This is a genomic window from Altererythrobacter sp. TH136 (assembly GCF_007065885.1).
GTDB lineage: Bacteria > Pseudomonadota > Alphaproteobacteria > Sphingomonadales > Sphingomonadaceae > Tsuneonella.
The window spans coordinates 1,797,653-1,816,942 of the sequence record NZ_CP041409.1; the positions used below are offsets into that span (position 1 = coordinate 1,797,653).

Here is a 19,290-nt window from a genome sequence, read left to right on the forward strand (position 1 = left end):
CTCTCCAACGGGACGATCAGGATGCCACGATTTCGCAAGGATGGCCAGCGCGGCCATTGCCAGGCGGGGGCGGGGCGCCCATCTACCCCGCCATGTCCCGGCCCTCTCCGCTCGACGATCCCGACAAGGCCGCGTTCGCCTGGGCGAGGTGGAAGCGGATGATGTGGCTGATGGGCGGTTTCACCGCGGTCACCGTCGTCGGGGTGCTATTGTACCTGTGGGCCACGGTGCCGGAGGTTTCGATCCACTTCTACATCGCCACTGCGCTGGGCGTGGGTCTGTCGATGCTGCTGATGAGCGCGCTGATGGGGCTGGTGTTCATGTCGAACGGCACCGGCCACGATGAATCGATTTCGGATCCGCACGACCGGCGGGATTGATCAGCCGACAGGCGCCGCGCGCAGGCGCAGTTCCTCCACCGGCTCGCCGCCGATCAGGTGCTGCTGGATGATCTTCTCGAGTGCCGCTTCGTCGCACGAATGATACCACACCTGATCGGGCCACACGACCGCGATCGGTCCTGCATCGCACACCTGCAGACAACCGGCCTTGGTCCGCTGCACCGTCTGGCAGACGAGTCCCAGCTCCTTCAGCCGCCGCTTGAGGTAATTCCACGACCGCGCGCCCTGCTCGCGCGAGCAACACGCCTGCTTGTCAGACAGCGCGCACAGAAAGATCTGGCGCTGGACCCGTTCGCCCCCGATCTTGGCGAGCGCGACGCGCGCCTTCGTCAGGTCGAGCGAGTCGGTCACTTGCTTGCCGGTTTGAGCCACCGGTCGAGCCAGCCGAACACCGTGTTGTGCCACTGGAGCGAGTTCTTGGGCTTGAGCACCCAGTGGTTCTCATCTGGAAAGACCAGCAGCTGCGCCGGGATGTTCTTCATCTGCAGCGCGGTGAACGAGGCCAGCCCCTGGGTGTACGGGATACGGAAGTCCTTCTCGCCGGTGATCACCAGCATCGGCGTCTTCCACTGATCGACGTGGTTCACCGGGTTCCACTTCTCGTAGGCGGCGGGATCCTCGAAATAGGTCTTGCCGCCATGCTCCCAGGTGTCGAACCACAGCTCTTCGGTCTCGTACGCCATGGCGCGCGCATCGAACACGCCGTCGTGCTGGACCAGGCACTTGAACTTGTCCGGCCAGCGGCCCGCGATCCAGTTCATCATGTACCCGCCATAACTGGCGCCCATGGCGCAGGCGTTGTCGGTATCGATCTGGGCATCGAGCGCGCCAGCCGCTGCGAACCCCTTTTGAAGATCCTCGAGCGGCTTGCCGCCCCAGTCGTTGGTGATGCTGTCGGTAAAGGCCTGGCCGTAGCCGGTCGAACCGTGGAAATCGATCGACACCACCGCGTAACCCTGGCTCGCCACCACGCGCGGATTCCACCGGGTCGACCAGGCATCGTTGAAGCTGCCCTGGGGTCCGCCATGGACATAGAGGATCGCCGGCATGGGCCCCTTCCGGCCGTCGAGCTTCGTGATCTGGCCCCACACGGTATCGCCATTCGCGCCGGTGAAGCTGAAGCGGCGGGTGACTATCGGCGCCCGCTTGCCCAGCGTCGAGGTCGCCACGTCGGTGAGCGGCATCGCCTGGCCCCACTTGCGCGCCAAATAGAGCTCGTTCGGAGCGCCGATCGAGGCGCGGGTGAACACCAGATCGCCATCAGCAAGCGGCACGACATCGCCGATGTGCGCCTCGGTCCCTGCCATCAGATCGAGCCTGTCGACCTTGCCGGTCACCGGATCAATGCGGAATGCCGGGGTGTCCAGCACGTCCTGGGCGGTGGCGACGATGAACTTCGAATCCGGGGTCCACGTCAGCGAGCCGACCGAGCGGTCCCAGTCTGTCGTGAGCGCACGCACCTGGCCGGTGGCGAGATCGCGCAACATGACCGTCAGCTTGTCGGCTTCATACCCCGGTCGGGCCATCGCAGCGTAGGCGAGGTACTTGCCGTCGGGCGAGGGCGCTGGCAGCGTGTCGGTCGCCTCGTTGCTTTCGGTCAGATTGATCGGCGCGCGGCCGGACAGGTCGTTGAACCACAAGTCCACGTTGGTGGAGCGGGGTTCGGCGGCGTCGGACTTGCGCGCGGCGAAGAACAGCCCGTGCCCGTCGGCCGCCCAGGCGATCTCCTCGTTGCCGCCGAACGGTTTGGTCGGGGTGTCGCCGACCAACGCGCTCTTGCCCGGCGGCCCGTCGAGCGGAACCCCGTTGCCGCTCGCCTTGCCGCCGGTCAGCGGGAACGCGAACGCGCGGCCATAGACGCCCGGCGTCTCCCACTGGTCCCAGTGGCGTACGAAGCCGACCTCCGCGTCGTACAGCCGGCCAGTGCCGGGGCCGGGCAGATGCGTCGACCCATCAGGATCGCATCCGAAGCTGGCGCATTCGCGGCCGATGTCGCCCCAGACGGCAATCTTCGTCGCGTCGGGCGCGACGGCGAACCCGCCGACCGCGGCTTTTAGCGCGGTGACCTGCGCGATGTCGCTGACCGTTCCCGTTGCCGAAACCCGCGCCCGCCAGACCTGATCGGTCCCCCCCTCGCCGCGATCGGACAGGAAGTAGAGCCACCCGTCATCCGCGAACGCAGCGCTGCTGGCGCTGCCGCCAAGATCCAAGCGGATTGCGGGCGCGCGGGTGTCGCGCAGGCTGCGAGCGTAAAATGCGGTGGTGCGTTGATAGCTGGCCGGATCGGTTTTAGTCACCGCGTACACGGCCAGCGTGCCGTCACCGCTCACTACCGCTGCGCCAAGCCGTGGGAGGGTGACGAGGTCCTGCGCGGTCATCGGCGCCCGCGTGTCTGCGGCGGCAGCACGGGACTGGGCCATGGCCGGAACGGCCGGAACCGCGCACAGTGCGACAAGAGCCACCAGGCGCCCGCCCAAGCGTGACGGGCTGGTTCGAGTGAGACTGATTTTGGTCGCGCTGATGTTCATGGAAGCGGGACTAGCGCGCCCGCCAAAGCGTGGAAAGCGCTTTAGCCGCGCTTGCCGGCGATCCGCGCGATCTCGTCCTTGACCATCCGTTCGACCATGCTGGGCAGGTTCTGGTCGAGCCACTGGCTGAGCATCGGACGCAGCAAATCGCGCGTCAGCCCTTCCAGCGAAGTCTCCCCCGATCGCACGATCTGCGGCGGGACGCCGGGCTCGGCCAACAGGGCCAGCGCGGCGAGGTTCTCGCGCATCGACACCCGCGCGGCTTCGGTCACCAGCGGAGCTTCGGGCTCGTCTGCGTGAACGGGTTCGTGGTCCTCAAGGTCGTCTTCCGGCGCCTGTTCGACGAACTCGGCCGCGGCCAGATCGAGGACCTCTTCTGCTTCTTCCTCGTCAGCCGGTTCCGGCGCGGCTTCCGCCACGCCCTCGTTCTCGCGCCGACGACGCGTATCGAAAGCGCTGGTGCGGTTGTCGCGCGCGATCACTTTCTTGATCGATTCGAGGATTTCCTCGACCGACGCTTCGCCATCCTGGCGCATAGTTGCTGGACCCCCGTCTCAGTAAGCGCCGCTGGCGACGCCCGAATCATCGTTAACAGGAGTTTCAGCGTCGGCGGCCGGGATGTCAACGGTGCGGGTCGACTGGACGACCGGGTCGGGCTCGCGGTCCCAATCCCACCACTTGTCGCGCACCCGCTCGTAATTCACCTGCGGATCGTACAGCGGGCCATCGTCGCCGAGGCCCAGATCGCGTGCTTCGGCGCGGCCCATCGCGGCCAGCAGGGTGAACCCGGCCACATAGGCGTTGCGGCGCGCGGTGACCAACTGCGAGCGGGCGATCACCAGTTCCTGCTCGGCATTCAGGATATCGAGGATGGTCCGGTTGCCGACGGTGTTCTCGGCCCGCACGCCCTCGAGGCTCAGGGCCGCGGCATCGACCGCGCTTTGGGTGCTGATGATGATCTGGGTGGCCGCCTGCCAGCTCGAATAAGCGGAGCGAACCTGCGCGATCACATCCCGCTCGACGGCGATGATTGTTTCAAGCGCCGCCGCCGAGCGCGCCTGCGCCTGCCGCTGCAGCGCGGCCGGTCGCCCGCCCTGGAACAGCGGCACGCTGACCTGCACGCCCGCCTGGACCCCCAGGCCCGATTGCGAGACCGACACTGGAGAGCCGGGGATGTCGAGCGAGCCGAGCGTGTTGCTGTAATCGCTGCCGGTGAACACCGACACCCGCGGCAGGCGCGAGGCACCCGCGACGTCGATGTCGAAACCCGATGCCTGGGCTCGTTCCTGCGCGGCGATGATGTCGGGGTTGTTGTCGAGCGCGGTCGCGACCGCATCCTCGACGCTCGCGGGCAGACCCGGCAACGGCGGCGGCGGTTGCAGTTCGTCCGGCGCGAGGCCGGTCAGGCGGATGTAATCCTCGCGCGCGGCGATCAGGTTCGCCTGCGCGCTGCGCAAGTCGCCCTGCGCCAATGCCAGGCGGGATTGCGACTGGGCCACGTCGGTGCGGGTCAGGTCACCGATCTCGAACCGGTCGCTGGTCGCCTGGGTGTTGACCCGCAGCACTTCGACCTGGTTGGCGTTGAGGCCGACCAGTGCCTCGCCCCTGATCACGTCCATGTAAGCAGCAACGGTTTGCGAGAAGATCGCCGATTCGGTGGCGCGAAGATCGGCCTGGCCGGCCTCGACGCGCCGTTCCGCCGCGCGCACCGCGTTCTTGACCGCGCCCCCGCTGTAGATCGGCACGCCCAGGTCGAGATTGACGCCCAGCGAACGATCGGGCCCGTTCTGGCTCGAATTGCTGGCCTTGACGAACTCGACGTAGCTCACCCCGGCGGTGGCGCTCGGCCGGCCCGCTGCCTTCTCAAGCGGCACGGTCTCGTCGATCGCGCGCTGCTGGGCACGCGCTGCCTGCAGGTTGGGATTGGTGCGATACGCGCCATTGAGCGCGTCACGCAGCGTATCGGCCATCGCTTGCGGCGCGAAGCACACCGCGCCCGCTGCCGCTCCGCTCAGGAGCGCGCGCACTACCTTCGCCCGATTCACGGTCAGAAGCTCCACGCCTTGGGCGCGTCGAACACGGCGAGGCGCGGGATCCCGATCTCGGCTACCGGCAGCAGCGCGACCGACCCTGTGATCTTGCGGCCGATCGCCAGCCGGGTGACGCCGTCGTCGACGATCCCCGTCGCGACGCGGGCGTCGTCCGCCAGCCGCTCGACCAGCGTGTCGGGCAGGCGTTCGACCGCGCCATCGATCAGCAGCAGCGTGAAATCGCCCGCCTCGCCGCCTTGCAGCGCTTCTGCGGGTGTGATGACGGCGATCGATCCGACGAGGCCTTCCAGCAAGGCCGGCAGGTATCCGCTGCCACCGTCCACGATCAGCGCGCGGTCGGTCATTCGCGGTCCGGCCTCCGACAGCATCAGCCCATGCACGACCGGAGCCGGCAGCATCCCGTCGCCATCCAGCGGCACCGCGCGATCGGTATAGGCGGCCGCACGCGCGCTGGCCGGCACGTACTGTTCGCGCGGCACGGCGGCGAAGCGGGCCAGCACCGACGGTTCGGTCACGCCGCTGGCACGCAGCTGACTGTCGATCATCGCCCGGCGGGTGGCATCTGAACTGGAAATCGAAGGGGCGGCTGAAGCCATTATCACGATACCTGTACTAATCGAATGACACAGCTGGGTGAGAGCCTGCTTTTACGCGCATGGTGAAAGTCGTCCAAGCGCTTTGAGGGCTTGACCGGGCGAACGCTATCGCGCTGTGACATATCTACGGGCAAGGGATAAGTATCGATGAGCGACTTCACATGGGCGGACGCGGTGGTGATCCGCGAGGCGGACCTGATCGACAGCGTCGCGGATGCGCTGCAGTTCATCAGCTACTACCACCCGATGGACTATATCCGCGCGCTGGGCGATGCTTATGAGGCTGAGCAGGGCCCGGCGGCGAAGGACGCCATCGCGCAGATCCTGACCAACAGCCGGATGTGCGCCGAAGGCCATCGGCCGATCTGCCAGGACACCGGCATCGTGAACGTATTCGTCCGCTGGGGGCAGGACTGCCGGCTCGAATCCGCCCGCAGCTTGCAGGACGTGGTCGATGAAGGCGTCCGCCGCGCCTACAACCACCCGGAGAACAAGCTGCGCGCGTCGGTGCTCGCCGATCCGGCATTCACCCGCCGCAACACGCGCGACAACACGCCCTGCGTGCTGTCGGTCGAGATGGTCCCGGGACGCACCGTTTCGATCGACGTTGCCGCCAAGGGCGGGGGCAGCGAGAACAAGTCGAAGTTCAAGATGATGAACCCCAGCGATTCGATCGTCGACTGGGTGCTCGAGATGCTGCCGCAGATGGGTGCCGGGTGGTGCCCGCCGGGCATGCTCGGGATCGGCATCGGCGGCACGGCGGAACACTGCGTGAAGCTCGCCAAGCAGAGCTTGATGGAGCCGATCGACATGGCCCAGCTGAAGGCCCGCGGCGCCCAGACCGACCTCGAAGCGCTGCGGATCGAGATCTTCGACAAGGTCAACGCGCTCGGCATCGGGGCGCAGGGTCTGGGCGGGCTTGCCACCATCCTCGATGTGAAGATCCTCGACTGGCCGTGCCACGCCGCGGGCAAGCCGGTGGCGATGATCCCGAACTGCGCGGCCACCCGCCACGCGCATTTCACGCTCGACGGTTCGGGCCCGAGCTTCCTGGAAACCCCCAGGCTGTCCGACTGGCCGCAAGTGCAGTGGCAGCCCGACGCGGCGGCAAAGCGCGTGGACCTCGATCACCTCACGCCGGAAGAAGTGCAGAGCTGGCAGGCCGGCGACCGCCTGTTGCTTAACGGGACAATGCTGACCGGGCGCGATGCGGCGCACAAGCGGATCGCCGACATGCTCGCCAAGGGTGAAGAGCTGCCGGTCAACTTCAAGGGCCGCGCGATCTACTACGTCGGTCCGGTCGATCCGGTGCTGGGCGAAGTGGTCGGGCCGGCCGGACCGACCACCGCCACCCGGATGGACAAGTTCACCGATACCATGCTCGACCTCGGCCTGCTGGCGATGATCGGCAAGGCCGAACGCGGGCAGGGCGCGGTGCAGGAGATCGCCCGGCACAAGGTGGCGTACCTGATGGCGGTCGGCGGGGCGGCCTATCTGGTCGCCCGCGCGATCCGCGAGGCGAAAGTGGTCGCGTTTGAGGACCTCGGCATGGAGGCGATCTACGAATTCCGGGTCGAGGACATGCCGGTGACGGTCGCGGTCGATGCCTCCGGCGCCAATGTCCATACGCTGGCCCCGGCCGAATGGCGCGCGCGCATCGCCGCGGGCGCGCTGAACCCTGCCGCCTGATCGCTCGACGAAGTGCCGAATCGCTCCGACACCCGCGCTGGCGAGCGGCATCCGCCTGCGGCTATTGCCGGGACAATGAGCGAAACTGCGTTCGACGAGCCTGTCCGGGTTCCCCTGCCCGCCGTCGTTGCCTCGATCGCCGGCCTGTGGCTGTGCTATTTCGTGCTGACCTCGATCCGCTCGGCGATCGGGCTGGAACTGCAGGGCGAACTCCTGTGGCGCCGCGCGCTGGTCTGCCTGGCCGGCATCGCGATCACGCTGGTCATGTGGCTGGTGCTGCGCCTGTTCGATCGCCGGCGGTTGTGGCTCCAGATCGCCGCGGCGCTGGTGCTGGCGATGCCGGCGGCGGGGCTCATCGCGCTGACCAACGAGCGGGTGTTCGCCGACGTGCAGGAACGGGTGAGCGCCAAGATCGTCGAGCGGCAGGGTTACGCCCTGCGGCGCGACCAGGCGGGCAACCTGGTGATCGAGGGTCCGGCGCCGGCCAGCGGAATTGAGTCCGCCGCGGGCACCGATCCACTGGGAAGCGAAGCGCCGCGCGCGCGGCTGCTGCTGCCGGGGGTGAACCAGCCGGGATCGCGGGTGGTGGCCCTGATCGACCTCGCGCTGAGCCGGTATTTCCTGATCCTGGCTTGGGCCGCGCTCTATTTCACCCTGCTGGCCGGCCAACGCACCCGTGCCGCCGAACGGCGCGAGACCCGCTTCCGCAACGCCGCCCGCGCGGCCGAGCTGCGGAGCCTGCGGTACCAGGTCAATCCGCACTTCCTGTTCAACGCGCTCAATTCGCTGTCCTCGCTCGTGATGACGGGGAAGAGCGATCGGGCCGAAGAGATGATCCAGGGGCTGTCTAGCTTCTATCGCCAGAGCCTGGCCGACGATCCCACCGGCGACGCGGAACTGGCCGACGAGATCGCGCTGCAGCGTGATTACCTGGCGGTGGAGGCGCTGCGCTTTCCCGACCGGCTGCGAACCGCGATCGATTTGCCCGACGAGCTCGCCAGTGCGCGGATTCCCGGCATGATCCTTCAGCCGCTGGTGGAAAACTCGGTGAAATATGCGGTGGCGCCGGTCAGTCGCCCGGTGACGATCACGATCGCCGCGCGGGAGGAATTCGGGCGGCTGGTCATCACGGTGAGCGATGACGGGCCTGGCGCACAGGGTAGCGGAAAACACGGGTTCGGCATCGGTCTTGCCAATGTGCGCGACCGCCTTGCCGCCCGCTTCGGGGGAGATGCGATGATCGTTTCAGGCGAGATCGAAGGGGGGTATCGCACCGAACTGCGCCTGCCGCTGGTGCGCCATGACTGAAGGCACCAGCGCTCCGCTGCGCACTCTCATCGTCGATGACGAACCGCTCGCGGTCGAACGGATGCAGGTCATCTGCGCGCGCCTGCCCGAATTGCAGGTGGTCGGTACCGCCAGCGATGGTGCCGCCGCGCTGCGCCTGATCGAGGCGCTGTCGCCCGAGCTGGTCCTGCTCGACCTGACGATGCCCGAAGTGGATGGCCTCGCCGTGGCGCGCAAGCTCACCAAGCTGAGCCGGCGCCCGGCGGTGATCTTCGTGACCGCGCACGAGCATTTCGCCGTCGAGGCCTTCGATCTCGATGCGGTGGATTACGTCCTGAAGCCGGTCGCGCCCGATCGGCTGCGGCGCGCGATCGGGCGGGCGCTGACCCGCAAGGAAGCCGATGTCGGCGCGTCCGATGGCGGCTGGCTGCAGGAGTTGTGGGTGCCGCACCGGTCCGAGCTGCTCCGGATCGAAGTCGCGCAAGTGGGCCGGATCGACGCGGAGCGCGACTACGTGCGGCTCCACGTCGGCGAGGGGGAGGGCGCGCGCAGTTATCTGTTGCTGCAGACCATCGCCGGGCTCGAATCCCGGCTCGACCCGTCGCGTTTCATCCGCATCCATCGCTCCACCATCCTGCGGCGCGACTGCATCCGCGGCCTGCGCCACGATGGACTGGGCGTGTGGTCGATCGAACTGGGCGACGGCGAGGTCTTGCGCATCGGCCGCACGTATCTGGCCAAGGTGAAGGCGATGACCGGCCGCTGATACAGGCAGCGCGGCCTCGCCGGGAGACCGCGCCGCATCGTTGCTGTCGGTCGGTAGGTTGGCGTCAGCCGCCCAGCTGGGTCTGCCGGGTCTGCTGTGCCACCAGCGAAGCCATCTGTTCGCGGGCCGCATTGCGCGCATCATTGTAGCATACGGTCTTGCCAGCCGAGCGGATGCGCGTGCCGACCTGGACCTGGTTCATGCCGCAATAATCGCGCGCCGCGGCATCGATCCGCCGATCCAGCATTTTCTGGCCCTTGGCCGTCGCCAGGTTGAGGTCGTCGTGCTGAACCACGAAATCCTTGGCCATGGCCGGGGTAGCGATGGCGAGCGATGCGGCCGCCAGGCCGATCAGATTCTTGCGCATTTTCAATCTCCCTTTCTGTGGCGGCGGTTGCCCCAATGGGGACTCGGGCAACCGCCTGATCATCGAAATAGGGGGGTCCGGTCGCACGATCACCAACAGGTCGACGACCGCCATCGGCGCTCCGATTGGGGCAGCGGCGGCGGATGACTGTCGCATTTCGCCGGATCAAGTGCGCTTGCGAACCGACCAACGGCGCCCACATGACATGATGCGATGACGCTTGTGATCATCTTCCTGCTGGGGGTCGGCAACTTCGCGTTACATCGCGCGGTGCTGGACAGCGGGCACCGTCTGCTCGGTCACTCGGCGTGGTACGTGCATCTACTGGGCGGCAAGGTGACGCTGATCACCGAGTTCCTGCTGTTGCTGGCCGCGCTACTACTGGCGGCGCAAGGCTGGCTGTGGCTGGGCTGGGCCTATGCGGCCTATACCGGGCTCAATGCGATCGGTGCGTGGCTGATCCTGACCGGTCGGGTGTAGCGGACGTCGGGGAACGTCCTGGCGTCCGCGGGCTTACCTCACCATGATAGGGACGGGCGATACCTGGCTGATCTACAATGGCGCCAGCGGCAGTCATGACGAAGCGCGTTTGGAGGCCCTTGTCGAAGGGCTGGCAGCGGCAGGACGCCCGCCCGCGCGGGTCATCGATTGCAAGGATGATACGCCTGACGCGACCGCGGCGAACGCCGCCGGTCTCTCGCTGATCGTCATTCATGGCGGTGACGGAACCCTCAGCCGGACCATCGGCAAGCTGGAGGGGTTCGGCGGCGCGGTGCTGCCGTTGCCGGGCGGTACCTTCAACCTGCTTGCCCGTGAGATCTTTGGCGAGCGCGACCCGCTGGAGATCGTCGATCTCCTGGGCAGCGGCGGACTGACGACGCGTCGGCGGACCTGCATCCGCGGCGAAGGCGTGCTGGCGCTGTCCGAATTGCTTGCCGGTCCGGGCGCGAAATGGGCCGACGTCCGAGAGGAAATGCGCGAGGCCAATCTTACGGAAGTCATTGCGAAGGGATGGGACGCGGCGGCGACCAGCACGGTTGGCCCGATGGTGGCGCTGGCCGAACCCCCGTCGGGGCGAGAGGATGGCTACGCCGGGCTGCGGCTCTGCCCCACGGCGCAGGGTATCGAGATCGAAGGATACGCGGCCGAAGGGCTGGGCGACTACCTCCAGCAGGGCATTGCCATCCTCAAGCGCGACTTCCGCGAAGGCCCGCATGACGCGCTGGGCCTGGCGCCGCGGGTCTCATGCCGATCGCTGGACGGGGCACCGGTGCCGCTGATGGTGGACGGCGAACGCAGCGAAGGCGGCAGCCAACTGATCTTTTCGCTCGACACGCTCGATTGCGATCTGCTGGGGCCGGCGGATGAGCGATAGCACCCTCCTGTTCCACCTGTCCGACATTCATTTCGGGCTCGAGCATAACCGCGCGCTGGACTGGGTCGCGCACGAGGTGGCCACCCGCAAGCCTGCCGCGGTGCTCATCACCGGCGACTTGACGATGCGCGCACGCAGCCACGAATTCGCTGCCGCGCAGAACTGGATCACGGCGTTGCCGACGCCGGTGACGGTGGAGGTCGGCAATCACGACCTGCCGTATTTCAATCTGATCCAGCGGTTCTTCAATCCATACAAGAAGTTCCGCGGCATGGAGTCGGTGGTCGAGCGGGAGTTGCAGTTGCCCGACATCGCCATCGTTTCGCTGAAGACGACGATGCGCGCGCAGCCCCGCCTCGACTGGTCGAAAGGCTGGGTCAGTGACGCCGCGCTGGCGAAGTGCCTCGCCGCGATCGACGCGCTGCCGGCGGGCAAGAAGGTGCTGGTTACGGTCCACCACCCGCTGGTCGAGGTGGGCACGCGCGGGACCGCGCTGACTCACGGCGGAACCCGCGCGCTGGCCGAACTGGCCAAGCGCAACATCACCGCGGTCCTGTCGGGTCATGTCCACGACCCGTTCGATATGCAGCAGGACACCGTGAACGGGCCGGTGCGGATGATCGGCGCCGGCACGCTGTCGCAGCGTATTCGTTCGACCCCGCAAAGCTTCAACGAATTGCGCTTCGAGCCTGACGGCCGCCTGTGCGTGGAGGCGCGCAACCTGCAGGACGTGCCGACCGAGGCAATGAAGATCGATGCGGTGCCGGAAGATGCGATGCCGCCGCGCGAGGCGGACGAGCCGGTCGCTCCCGTGGGCGCGGTTCCGCGGACCGACCCGCCGGTCCACTAAAAACCTGCGCCGCAAAGGAAAAGGGCGACCCCTTGCGGAGCCGCCCTTCCAATCCGCCGTCGCGGAAAGCTGGTGTGGGTTCTAGCGCTTCGAGAACTGGAAGCTGCGGCGCGCCTTGGCGCGGCCGTACTTCTTGCGCTCGACCACGCGCGGATCGCGCGTCAGGAAGCCGGCGGCCTTGACCGTGGCGCGCAGGGTCGGCTCGTACTTCGACAACGCCTGGGCGATGCCGTGCTTGACCGCGCCGGCCTGGCCAGACAGTCCGCCGCCCTTGACGGTGGCGATGACATCGTACTGGCCGGTGCGCTCGGTCAGGCCGAACACCTGGTTGATCACGAGGCGCAGCGTCGGCCGGGCGAAGTACACTTCCTGATCACGGCCATTGACCACGATCTTGCCGCTGCCGGGCTTGAGCCAGACGCGGGCAACCGCATCCTTGCGGCGGCCGGTAGCGTACGCACGGCCCTGCTTGTCGAGTTCCTGCTCACGCAGCGGAGCATTGCTGACGACAGGCGTGAAGACGGCAGGCGCTTCGTCCTGCGTGTCGCTAGCCGCCGCGGCTTCGCCGGTGTTCGCCAGGTTCTTGAGGTCGGCCAGATCCGACACGGTGTTCGTCGCGCCAGTATCTGCGCCAGTGTCTTCCGGGGCCATTACGCGGTGACCTTGTTCTTGCGGTTCATCGAAGCGACGTCGAGCGTCTCGGGCTGGTTGCCGGCGTGCGGATGTTCGGTGCCGGCATAGAGGTGCAGCGCCTTCATCTGCTGGCGACCGAGCGGCCCGCGGGGGACCATGCGCTCAACCGCCTTTTCCAGCACGCGCTCGGGAAAGCGGCCTTCCAGCACCTTGGCCGGGGTCGTTTCCTTGATGCCGCCGATGTAGCCGGTGTGCTTGTAGTACTTCTTGTCGGTCAGCTTGTTGCCGGTGAACCGCACCTTGTCGGCGTTGATCACGATCACGTGATCGCCGCAATCGACGTGGGGGGTGTAGATCGGCTTGTGCTTGCCGCGCAGGATGTTGGCGACGATCGAGGCGAGTCGGCCGACGACGAGGCCGTCGGCATCGATCACGTGCCATTTCTTGTCGACCTCGGCCGGCTTGACCGACCGGGTGACCTTGCTGAGAGCCTTCATGGCTGGTCCTTGAATAATGCAATTGGCGCGCACGGAATACCCGTGCGAAGACGCGCCCTCTGACGATCGGGCCTGCGGAAGTCAAGCAAAAGCGCGGGTTTCCGAGGTGGTAAAATGATACCGCGTCGGTTTGCCGGTCAGTCTCGCCGTCCGATGATGTGCGCTCCCCACGCGGTCGCGATCACCACCAGCGCCCCGACGAACTGGTGCAGCACGGCGAGCCACAGCGCCACGCCCGTAAGGACGGTGGCGATGCCGAGGATGATCTGCGTGCCGAACGTGGAGTGGATCGCGATCGACGCGCGCCGCTCGATCGGGCGCACCTTGCGCGCCAGCACGATCAGCACGGCAACCGCCGCCCAGGCCCACCACCGGTGCAGGAAATGGATCAGGAAGGGGTCGTGCGTCGCCGCCCAGCCCAGGCCGCGGCTGCCATCGTATTCGGGCACGACGCGGCCTTGCATCAGCGGCCAGGTGTCCGACGCGAGCCCGGCGTCGAGCCCCGCCACCCAGGCGCCCAGCAGCAGCTGGATGAACAGCACCACGGTGACCAGCCAGCCAAGTCCCGTCAGGCGCGCCCGCCTTGCAGTCGGGTTGCGCTCATGCGCCAGCAGGTCGAGCGCGGTCCATACCAGGCCGGCCAGCGTGAAGAGCGCCGTCAACAGGTGGATCGACAGCCAGAAATGGCTGACGTCGGTCGCGGTTTCGTTGATGCCGGACCGCACCATGAACCAGCCGAACGCCCCCTGCAGCCCGCCGAGCGCCAGCAGCGCGAGCAGCCGCGGCTTGTAGCCCGCCGGGATCTGCCGCCGCAGCCAGAACCACGCCAGCGGCAGCGCGAACGCGAGCCCGATTACCCGGCCGAGCAGGCGGTGGAACCATTCCCAGAAGTAGATGAACTTGTAGTCCGCCAGCGTCATCCCGGCCGGACCAGTGACCTGGCGATACTCGCCGATCTGTTGATACGCGGCGAACTCGGCCTGCCACTGCGCTTCGCTCAGCGGCGGCAGCGTGCCGGTGACCGGCTTCCATTCGGTGATCGACAGGCCCGATTCGGTAAGGCGGGTGATCCCGCCGACCACGACCATCGCGGTGACCAGCGCCGCCACAAACAGCAGCCAGCGCGCGATCGCCCGCGGCGCGTGGTGAGCGGATGGGAGAGAGAAGGCGGGAGCGGGAGCGGTAGCGTCCATTGACCGCGCATGTGCGGCGGACGGACGCGAATCGCAAGGCCCATGACCGCGCGGCGCTTGCGTAACGATACAGCGTTACATAGATAGCCGGCGCAGACCATGGCCAACGCTTTCATCTCCTCGATTCGGACCTCCATCGACCGCGCCGGGATTACCCTATCCGCGCTGTGCGCCGTGCACTGCCTGGCGACGGTGGTGCTGGTGTCCACGCTCGGAATCGGCGGAGAGTTACTGGGTAATCCGCTGATCCACGAAATCGGGCTGGCGCTGGCGATGATCATCGCCGCGGTCGCGATTGGGATCGGCGCGCTGCGTCACCGGCGGGCGGTGCCGTTCGTGACTGCGATGACCGGCCTCTCGTTCATGGGCGGCGCGCTGGCGGTGCCGCATGGCGCGGAAGAGGCGCTGCTGACGATCATCGGCGTCGGCCTGGTGTCGCTGGGGCACATCCTCAACTTGCGCGCGTGCCGCTGCTCGCTATCTGGTGAGCATGCCTGCACCGCTGACACTGACCGTTAACGGCGAAAGCCGCCGCACCGCCGCCGCCACCATCGCCGATCTCGTCTGCGAACTGGGCCTGGCGCCTGAAAAGGTCGCCGTCGAGCGCAATGGCGAGATCGCCCCGCGCTCGCGGCTTGCCGAACTGGCCCTGGCCGATGGCGACGTGCTGGAGATCGTCCACTTTGTCGGCGGGGGCGACCATCACGCGGGAACGGGGTCGGACGGCTGGGAAGTCGCCGGCCGCCGTTTCACCTCCCGGCTGATCGTCGGCACCGGGAAGTACAAGGACTTCGCCCAGAACGCGGCCGCGCTGGAAGCGAGCGGGGCGGAAATCGTCACGGTGGCGGTGCGCCGGGTCAACGTCAGCGATCCGAACGCGCCGATGCTGACGGACTTCATCGATCCGAAAAAGATCACCTACCTGCCCAACACCGCGGGATGCTTCACCGCCGACGAGGCGATCCGCACGCTCCGCCTGGCGCGCGAGGCGGGCGGCTGGGACCTGGTCAAGCTGGAGGTGCTGGGCGAGGCGCGCACGCTCTACCCCGACATGCGCGAAACGCTGAAAGCGACCGAAGTGCTCAGCCGCGAGGGCTTCCTGCCGATGGTCTATTGCACCGACGATCCCATCGCGGCGAAACAGCTGGAGGATGCGGGCGCCGTGGCGGTCATGCCGCTGGGCGCGCCGATCGGATCGGGGCTGGGCATCCAGAACCGGGTCACGATCCGGCTGATCGTCGAAGGTGCCAGCGTGCCGGTGCTCGTGGATGCGGGCGTCGGCACCGCCAGCGACGCTGCCGTGGCGATGGAACTGGGCTGCACCGGGGTGCTGATGAACACCGCGATCGCCGAGGCGAAGGACCCCTTGCGCATGGCGCGGGCGATGAAGCTGGCGGTCGAGGGCGGGCGCGAGGCCTATCTTGCCGGCCGGATGGCGACCCGGAAGTATGCCGATCCGTCCAGCCCGCTCGCCGGACTGATCTGACCCGCGTTCGCAGGCTACGCCCTGGCCAAGTCGGTCACGCCCGAATCCGGGTGATCGTCGGGCAATTTGAAATAGCGGCCCAGCAGCAGCTCGACGATGCCCAGTTGCAGCTTGAGTTCGGGCGCGACCGGTGTGCCGGCGGTCAGCTGCTGCTTCAGCTCGGCAATCGATCCGTCGCCCAGCGTGACGTGCAGATCGGCGATCGCCGCCTTCGTTGTAACCACCCGGCGATCCGCTTCGGGGCGATCGATGTCCAGCGCCTCGAACGCGCGCAACGTGGCGCAGCGGTAAGTGCGGCAGGCGAGCGGCCGGTCGGGATAGACGGTGCACAACGTGCCGCTAAGCTGGACGCACCGCAGGGGAAAGACCCGGTCACCGTCGACCTCCGCCACCGAAAACCCCAGGGCCACAGGCGCTCGTGCTCGCCCTCATATACCACTGCCCGGTTGAACAGCGTGCCCGAGCAGCAGATGCCGCAAGCAACGCACAGGTGTTCGCTCTGGCTCGCGGCAACGCTCATCGGCTCAGCGTATAGGCGGCGCGTGGCAGCGCAACGGACAATTGCCGCGGCATGGCTAACGCGAAATTAACCACCTTGGGCGATCCTTCGATCGTTACAGGGGGATTGCAGCCATGGCTGTCACGAATGCCGCTTCGCTGACCATTTCGGAAATGCGCGAATTCGCCAGCTTCACCGCGAGCGAACAGCGTTACATTCGCCGCAGTCTCGACATCGGGCTGGGGCGCCAGGACGCCTTCAAGCTATGGGCGCGGAGCGCCGACGAATGCGCCGCCATCCGCAGCCAGTACGTCGTGTATCAGGATCTGAAGCTGCTGCGCACCCGGGTGCCGTGCGAAACGGCATTCGAGGCGGTGGAAAGCTTCATCGGCAAGCTGACCCGTGTGGCCGCGTTTGACCTTGGGCAGGAGCGGATCGACTGCTTTTCCGCGTTCCGGTTCCTGTATGAGCGCCTGCTGGGCGCCGAGGCGCGGCCGTGGCTGCCCAGCGCGTTCTGCGCCGCGAGCGCGCTGCCGCAGATCCGCCCCGAGCGGCGCAAGATGCTGCTGCAGTCGCTGAGTGAAGCCGCCGCGACCGCCCCCGCCTGGAGCAACCGCGCGCCGAGCTTCTACCCGGAATACATCGAGCGCGAGGCGGCTTGAGACAGTCGTTTAACCTTTCGGTGTCAAGCTTGTTAGGTGAGTGCACCCATTCCGCAGACCGTGTTCGGCATCAAGCGCGATGATCCGATCATCATCACTGCCACGCTTTGGCGCGGCGCGATGATCGACCGCTTCGCGCAGATCGAGTTCCTCATCGATCGCACACTGGCTTGTTGCGTAGCCGCAGCAACCATCAACGAGACCGAAGCTGAAGCGACTTTGCCGAGTCACCGGTGCAAAACACTGCTCAAAGCACTGAACCACCCCAGACTGGCGGCAAAAGCGAAACCTGCTCGCGACTCGCTGAAGACGGTCCTCACACTCTGGAGTGAACGGAACGCGCTCTGCCACGGACGGTTCAAGCCCGCAGCAAAGTCCGTGTCACTCCATTGGATCGCGCATGAGAACGGCAAGCGCGTAACCAAGCACATCCAGATCCTGCCAACGCAGATGCTTGCGAAGCTCGGCGAACTCGATCGCTTGAAGACAGTCCTGGGAAGTCAGCTCGGCGAGATCAACAAGCTCTGCGCGAACCCTGCGACCTAACCCTTGTACAACCCATCCAGCCGCGCGCCGTAGCGTTCGCGGATCTTGTGGCGGCGGATCTTTAGGCTGGGGGTCATTTCCTCGTTATCGGTGGTGAACGGCTCGTCGGCGAAGGCGAACTGGCGGACCTTTTCGATCACCGACAGCTCCTTGTTGGTGCGATCGACCGCGGCGCGCACCGCGCTGCGAAACGCGGGGAGGTCCTGCAGCGCCTTGAAGTCGAACTTCTCGCCGTTGGCCTTGGCCCACTCCATCGTCCATTCAGCGTCGGGTACGATCAGGCCGACGAGGTATGGGCGCTTGTCGCCGCTGACCATCGCCTGCGCGATCTCCGGCTGCAGCGTCAGCATGCCCTCGACTTTCTGCGGCGCGACGTTGTCGCCCTTATCGTTGACGATCATGTCCTTCTTGCGGTCGGTGATCACGATCCGTCCGCCTACATCGAGATGGCCGATGTCCCCCGTGTGCAGCCAGACGCCGCCCGCGGGGTCCTGCGCATCGGGCTGCAGCGCCTTGTCGGTCTCCGCCTTGTTGCGCCAGTACCCGTGCATCACGAGTTCCCCGCGCACCAGGATCTCGCCATCGTCGGCGATCCGCACTTCCACCCCGCGCAGCGGCGGGCCGACCGTGTCCATCTTGATGCCGGCCCGGGGCCGGTTGCAGCTGATCACCGGGCCCGCTTCGGTCTGGCCATATCCCTGCAACAGGGTGAGGCCCATCGCGGTGAAAAAGGTGCCGACTTCCGGGTTGAGCGGGGCGCCGCCCGAAACCATCGCCTTCATCCGCCCGCCAAAGCGCGCACGGATCTTGGGGCGCAGCAGCTTGTCGATGACGAGTTCGATCGGGCGATCGCGCAAGCGCGGCTTGGGCTGGGCGGCGATCTCCAGCGCGCGGGTCATCAGGTAGCTTGGCACCTTGCCCTGCTTCTCGACCACTTTCATGATGCGCGCGCGCAGCACCTCGAACAGTCGCGGGACGACCACCATCAGCGTCGGGCTGGTCTCCTCGATATTGCTGGCGAGCTTCTCCAGCCCTTCGGCATAATAGATCTGCGCCCCGGCGGCGATCGGAAGGTACTGCCCCCCGGTATGCTCGTACGCATGGCTCAGGGGCAGGAACGAGAGGAACCGTTCCTCCTCGCTGAGGCCGAAATCGACCTCCAGCACTTCGCCCGCGCCGGCGACGTTGCACAGGATCGCGCCGTGGTGCTGCAGCACGCCGCGCGGGGCGCCGCCGGTGCCGCTGGTGTAGATGATGCAGGCGGTGTCGCCGCGTCCGATGGAGGCGATGCGCGCCTGCACCGCGCGGCGGGCCTCGGCCGGGTCGCCTTCGAGCAGCGAACTCCACGGATGGCACGCGATCTGCCCGCCCTGATACTGGACCACGCCATCGATCGGGACGAGGATTTCCGCCATGCCGCTGCGCATCATCGCGGGGATCAGCGGCACCGACAGCTTCTGCGTCGAGACGATCACAGCCCGCGCGCCCGAATTATCCAGGATGTGCTGGTGATCGCGCTCGGTGTTGGTGACATAGGCCGGCACCGTGACGCAGCCGGCGGACATGATGGCAAGGTCGGCGATGCACCATTCCGGGCGGTTCTCCGACACCAGCGCCACGCGGTCGCCATCGTTCAGGCCCAGTCGGCGCAGGCTTTCCGCCAGCAGGCACACCTTGTCCGCGACCTCTCCCCAGGTCTGCGTGCGCCATTCGCCGCCGATCTTGGCGCCCAGGAACGGCTGCCCCGCACGCGCGTCCGCGCGCTTCAGGAACAGCTCCACGAGATTGTTGGCCGAATCGATATCGCTCAGCAGCAAGGCATTCGCTCCCAATCCCGGTCTGCCGCCGGATAAACTGCCGGCTT

Annotated in this window: 22 protein-coding genes; 11 read left to right on the forward strand and 11 right to left on the reverse strand. The window is 66.9% G+C overall.

Annotation, left to right across the window (positions count from 1 at the left end):
* The first annotated feature begins 92 nt into the window (after window positions 1-92).
* Window positions 93-380 carry a hypothetical protein gene (locus tag C0V74_RS08645; protein ID WP_143251449.1) on the forward strand — a complete coding sequence of 96 codons (288 nt, stop codon included), beginning with the start codon at window positions 93-95 and terminating at the stop codon, window positions 378-380.
* Here the strand turns inward: C0V74_RS08645 and C0V74_RS08650 are convergent, their stop codons facing one another.
* The 5 genes from C0V74_RS08650 to C0V74_RS08670 all read right to left on the reverse strand — a co-directional run bounded on the left by C0V74_RS08650 (window position 381) and on the right by C0V74_RS08670 (window position 5,525).
* Window positions 381-752, reverse strand: a complete 372-nt coding sequence (locus C0V74_RS08650; protein WP_143251450.1) for a (2Fe-2S) ferredoxin domain-containing protein — start codon at window positions 750-752, stop codon at window positions 381-383.
* Window positions 749-2,821, reverse strand: coding sequence for a S9 family peptidase (locus C0V74_RS08655; protein ID WP_246844813.1), 2,073 nt, complete (start codon window positions 2,819-2,821; stop codon window positions 749-751). Before C0V74_RS08655 ends, C0V74_RS08650 begins: the two co-directional genes overlap by 4 nt.
* Window positions 2,822-2,970: 149 nt before the next feature.
* Window positions 2,971-3,465, reverse strand: a complete 495-nt coding sequence (locus tag C0V74_RS08660) for a DUF2497 domain-containing protein (RefSeq protein ID WP_131620831.1) — start codon at window positions 3,463-3,465, stop codon at window positions 2,971-2,973.
* Between the two features lie 18 nt (window positions 3,466-3,483).
* On the reverse strand, window positions 3,484-4,899 hold the full coding sequence (locus C0V74_RS08665) for a TolC family outer membrane protein (RefSeq protein WP_143252246.1): 1,416 nt from the start codon (window positions 4,897-4,899) through the stop codon (window positions 3,484-3,486).
* 77 nt (window positions 4,900-4,976) lie between these two features.
* Window positions 4,977-5,525 carry a protein-L-isoaspartate O-methyltransferase gene (locus C0V74_RS08670; RefSeq protein WP_143251451.1) on the reverse strand — a complete coding sequence of 183 codons (549 nt, stop codon included), beginning with the start codon at window positions 5,523-5,525 and terminating at the stop codon, window positions 4,977-4,979.
* Window positions 5,526-5,723: 198 nt separating this feature from the next.
* On the opposite strand from C0V74_RS08670, the gene C0V74_RS08675 reads away from it, so the two are divergent.
* The 3 genes from C0V74_RS08675 to C0V74_RS08685 all read left to right on the forward strand — a co-directional run bounded on the left by C0V74_RS08675 (window position 5,724) and on the right by C0V74_RS08685 (window position 9,318).
* Entirely contained in the window at window positions 5,724-7,265 is a 1,542-nt protein-coding gene (locus C0V74_RS08675) for a fumarate hydratase (protein WP_143251452.1), read from the forward strand.
* A gap of 75 nt (window positions 7,266-7,340) precedes the next feature.
* Window positions 7,341-8,573, forward strand: coding sequence for a histidine kinase (locus C0V74_RS08680; RefSeq protein ID WP_131620837.1), 1,233 nt, complete (start codon window positions 7,341-7,343; stop codon window positions 8,571-8,573).
* Window positions 8,566-9,318, forward strand: coding sequence for a LytTR family DNA-binding domain-containing protein (locus tag C0V74_RS08685; protein ID WP_143251453.1), 753 nt, complete (start codon window positions 8,566-8,568; stop codon window positions 9,316-9,318). The genes C0V74_RS08680 and C0V74_RS08685 overlap by 8 nt, the downstream gene beginning before the upstream one ends.
* 64 nt (window positions 9,319-9,382) lie before the next feature.
* Here C0V74_RS08685 and C0V74_RS08690 read toward each other — a convergent pair whose 3' ends face one another.
* Complete coding sequence (locus C0V74_RS08690) at window positions 9,383-9,685, reverse strand: UrcA family protein (protein ID WP_165938358.1); 303 nt, start codon at window positions 9,683-9,685, stop codon at window positions 9,383-9,385.
* A 213-nt stretch (window positions 9,686-9,898) separates the two neighbouring features.
* On the opposite strand from C0V74_RS08690, the gene C0V74_RS08695 reads away from it, so the two are divergent.
* Genes C0V74_RS08695 through C0V74_RS08705 form a run of 3 tightly spaced genes read left to right on the forward strand, consistent with a single transcriptional unit; the run spans window position 9,899 to window position 11,910 of the window.
* Window positions 9,899-10,165, forward strand: a complete 267-nt coding sequence (locus C0V74_RS08695) for a hypothetical protein (protein ID WP_131620842.1) — start codon at window positions 9,899-9,901, stop codon at window positions 10,163-10,165.
* Between the two features lie 43 nt (window positions 10,166-10,208).
* Window positions 10,209-11,060 (forward strand): diacylglycerol kinase family protein, encoded by an 852-nt coding sequence (locus tag C0V74_RS08700; protein ID WP_143251455.1) that lies wholly within the window; start codon window positions 10,209-10,211, stop codon window positions 11,058-11,060.
* Entirely contained in the window at window positions 11,050-11,910 is an 861-nt protein-coding gene (locus C0V74_RS08705; protein WP_143251456.1) for a metallophosphoesterase, read from the forward strand. The genes C0V74_RS08700 and C0V74_RS08705 overlap by 11 nt, the downstream gene beginning before the upstream one ends.
* 81 nt (window positions 11,911-11,991) lie before the next feature.
* Here C0V74_RS08705 and rpsI read toward each other — a convergent pair whose 3' ends face one another.
* The 3 genes from rpsI to C0V74_RS08720 form a co-directional block, all read right to left on the reverse strand.
* A complete protein-coding gene (gene rpsI, locus C0V74_RS08710) occupies window positions 11,992-12,561 on the reverse strand; it encodes a 30S ribosomal protein S9 (protein ID WP_143251457.1) in 570 nt (189 codons plus the stop codon).
* Window positions 12,561-13,040, reverse strand: a complete 480-nt coding sequence (gene rplM / locus C0V74_RS08715; protein ID WP_131621572.1) for a 50S ribosomal protein L13 — start codon at window positions 13,038-13,040, stop codon at window positions 12,561-12,563. The genes rpsI and rplM overlap by 1 nt, the downstream gene beginning before the upstream one ends.
* 137 nt (window positions 13,041-13,177) lie before the next feature.
* On the reverse strand, window positions 13,178-14,233 hold the full coding sequence (locus C0V74_RS08720; protein ID WP_143251458.1) for a COX15/CtaA family protein: 1,056 nt from the start codon (window positions 14,231-14,233) through the stop codon (window positions 13,178-13,180).
* Between the two features lie 99 nt (window positions 14,234-14,332).
* Between C0V74_RS08720 and C0V74_RS08725 the strand changes: the two genes are divergently transcribed.
* Window positions 14,333-14,752 carry a MerC domain-containing protein gene (locus tag C0V74_RS08725; protein WP_143251459.1) on the forward strand — a complete coding sequence of 140 codons (420 nt, stop codon included), beginning with the start codon at window positions 14,333-14,335 and terminating at the stop codon, window positions 14,750-14,752.
* Complete coding sequence (thiS, locus tag C0V74_RS08730; protein ID WP_143251460.1) at window positions 14,724-15,719, forward strand: sulfur carrier protein ThiS; 996 nt, start codon at window positions 14,724-14,726, stop codon at window positions 15,717-15,719. The genes C0V74_RS08725 and thiS overlap by 29 nt, the downstream gene beginning before the upstream one ends.
* Before the next feature lie 14 nt (window positions 15,720-15,733).
* On the opposite strand, the gene C0V74_RS08735 is transcribed toward thiS, so the two are convergent.
* On the reverse strand, window positions 15,734-16,129 hold the full coding sequence (locus C0V74_RS08735; protein WP_143251461.1) for a YkgJ family cysteine cluster protein: 396 nt from the start codon (window positions 16,127-16,129) through the stop codon (window positions 15,734-15,736).
* A 223-nt stretch (window positions 16,130-16,352) separates the two neighbouring features.
* Between C0V74_RS08735 and C0V74_RS08740 the strand changes: the two genes are divergently transcribed.
* Together C0V74_RS08740 and C0V74_RS08745 are read left to right on the forward strand one after the other, a co-directional pair.
* Window positions 16,353-16,880, forward strand: coding sequence for a hypothetical protein (locus tag C0V74_RS08740; protein ID WP_143251462.1), 528 nt, complete (start codon window positions 16,353-16,355; stop codon window positions 16,878-16,880).
* Window positions 16,881-16,940: 60 nt separating this feature from the next.
* A complete protein-coding gene (locus tag C0V74_RS08745; RefSeq protein WP_143251463.1) occupies window positions 16,941-17,426 on the forward strand; it encodes a hypothetical protein in 486 nt (161 codons plus the stop codon).
* Here C0V74_RS08745 and C0V74_RS08750 read toward each other — a convergent pair.
* A complete protein-coding gene (locus C0V74_RS08750) occupies window positions 17,423-19,243 on the reverse strand; it encodes a long-chain fatty acid--CoA ligase (protein ID WP_143251464.1) in 1,821 nt (606 codons plus the stop codon). The genes C0V74_RS08745 and C0V74_RS08750 overlap by 4 nt on opposite strands.
* Window positions 19,244-19,290 lie beyond the last annotated feature (47 nt).

Coding starts and splice junctions, on each gene's coding strand:
- C0V74_RS08645 (WP_143251449.1), top strand. CDS start 93: ATGTCCCGGCCCTCTCCGCTCGACGATCCCGACAAGGCCGCGTTCGCC.
- C0V74_RS08655 (WP_246844813.1), bottom strand. CDS start 2,821: ATGGCCCAGTCCCGTGCTGCCGCCGCAGACACGCGGGCGCCGATGACC.
- C0V74_RS08660 (WP_131620831.1), bottom strand. CDS start 3,465: ATGCGCCAGGATGGCGAAGCGTCGGTCGAGGAAATCCTCGAATCGATC.
- C0V74_RS08665 (WP_143252246.1), bottom strand. CDS start 4,899: ATGGCCGATACGCTGCGTGACGCGCTCAATGGCGCGTATCGCACCAAT.
- C0V74_RS08670 (WP_143251451.1), bottom strand. CDS start 5,525: ATGATCGACAGTCAGCTGCGTGCCAGCGGCGTGACCGAACCGTCGGTG.
- C0V74_RS08675 (WP_143251452.1), top strand. CDS start 5,724: ATGAGCGACTTCACATGGGCGGACGCGGTGGTGATCCGCGAGGCGGAC.
- C0V74_RS08680 (WP_131620837.1), top strand. CDS start 7,341: ATGAGCGAAACTGCGTTCGACGAGCCTGTCCGGGTTCCCCTGCCCGCC.
- C0V74_RS08685 (WP_143251453.1), top strand. CDS start 8,566: ATGACTGAAGGCACCAGCGCTCCGCTGCGCACTCTCATCGTCGATGAC.
- C0V74_RS08690 (WP_165938358.1), bottom strand. CDS start 9,685: ATGCGCAAGAATCTGATCGGCCTGGCGGCCGCATCGCTCGCCATCGCT.
- C0V74_RS08695 (WP_131620842.1), top strand. CDS start 9,899: ATGACGCTTGTGATCATCTTCCTGCTGGGGGTCGGCAACTTCGCGTTA.
- C0V74_RS08700 (WP_143251455.1), top strand. CDS start 10,209: ATGATAGGGACGGGCGATACCTGGCTGATCTACAATGGCGCCAGCGGC.
- C0V74_RS08705 (WP_143251456.1), top strand. CDS start 11,050: ATGAGCGATAGCACCCTCCTGTTCCACCTGTCCGACATTCATTTCGGG.
- rpsI (WP_143251457.1), bottom strand. CDS start 12,561: ATGGCCCCGGAAGACACTGGCGCAGATACTGGCGCGACGAACACCGTG.
- rplM (WP_131621572.1), bottom strand. CDS start 13,040: ATGAAGGCTCTCAGCAAGGTCACCCGGTCGGTCAAGCCGGCCGAGGTC.
- C0V74_RS08720 (WP_143251458.1), bottom strand. CDS start 14,233: ATGGACGCTACCGCTCCCGCTCCCGCCTTCTCTCTCCCATCCGCTCAC.
- C0V74_RS08725 (WP_143251459.1), top strand. CDS start 14,333: ATGGCCAACGCTTTCATCTCCTCGATTCGGACCTCCATCGACCGCGCC.
- thiS (WP_143251460.1), top strand. CDS start 14,724: ATGCCTGCACCGCTGACACTGACCGTTAACGGCGAAAGCCGCCGCACC.
- C0V74_RS08740 (WP_143251462.1), top strand. CDS start 16,353: ATGGCTGTCACGAATGCCGCTTCGCTGACCATTTCGGAAATGCGCGAA.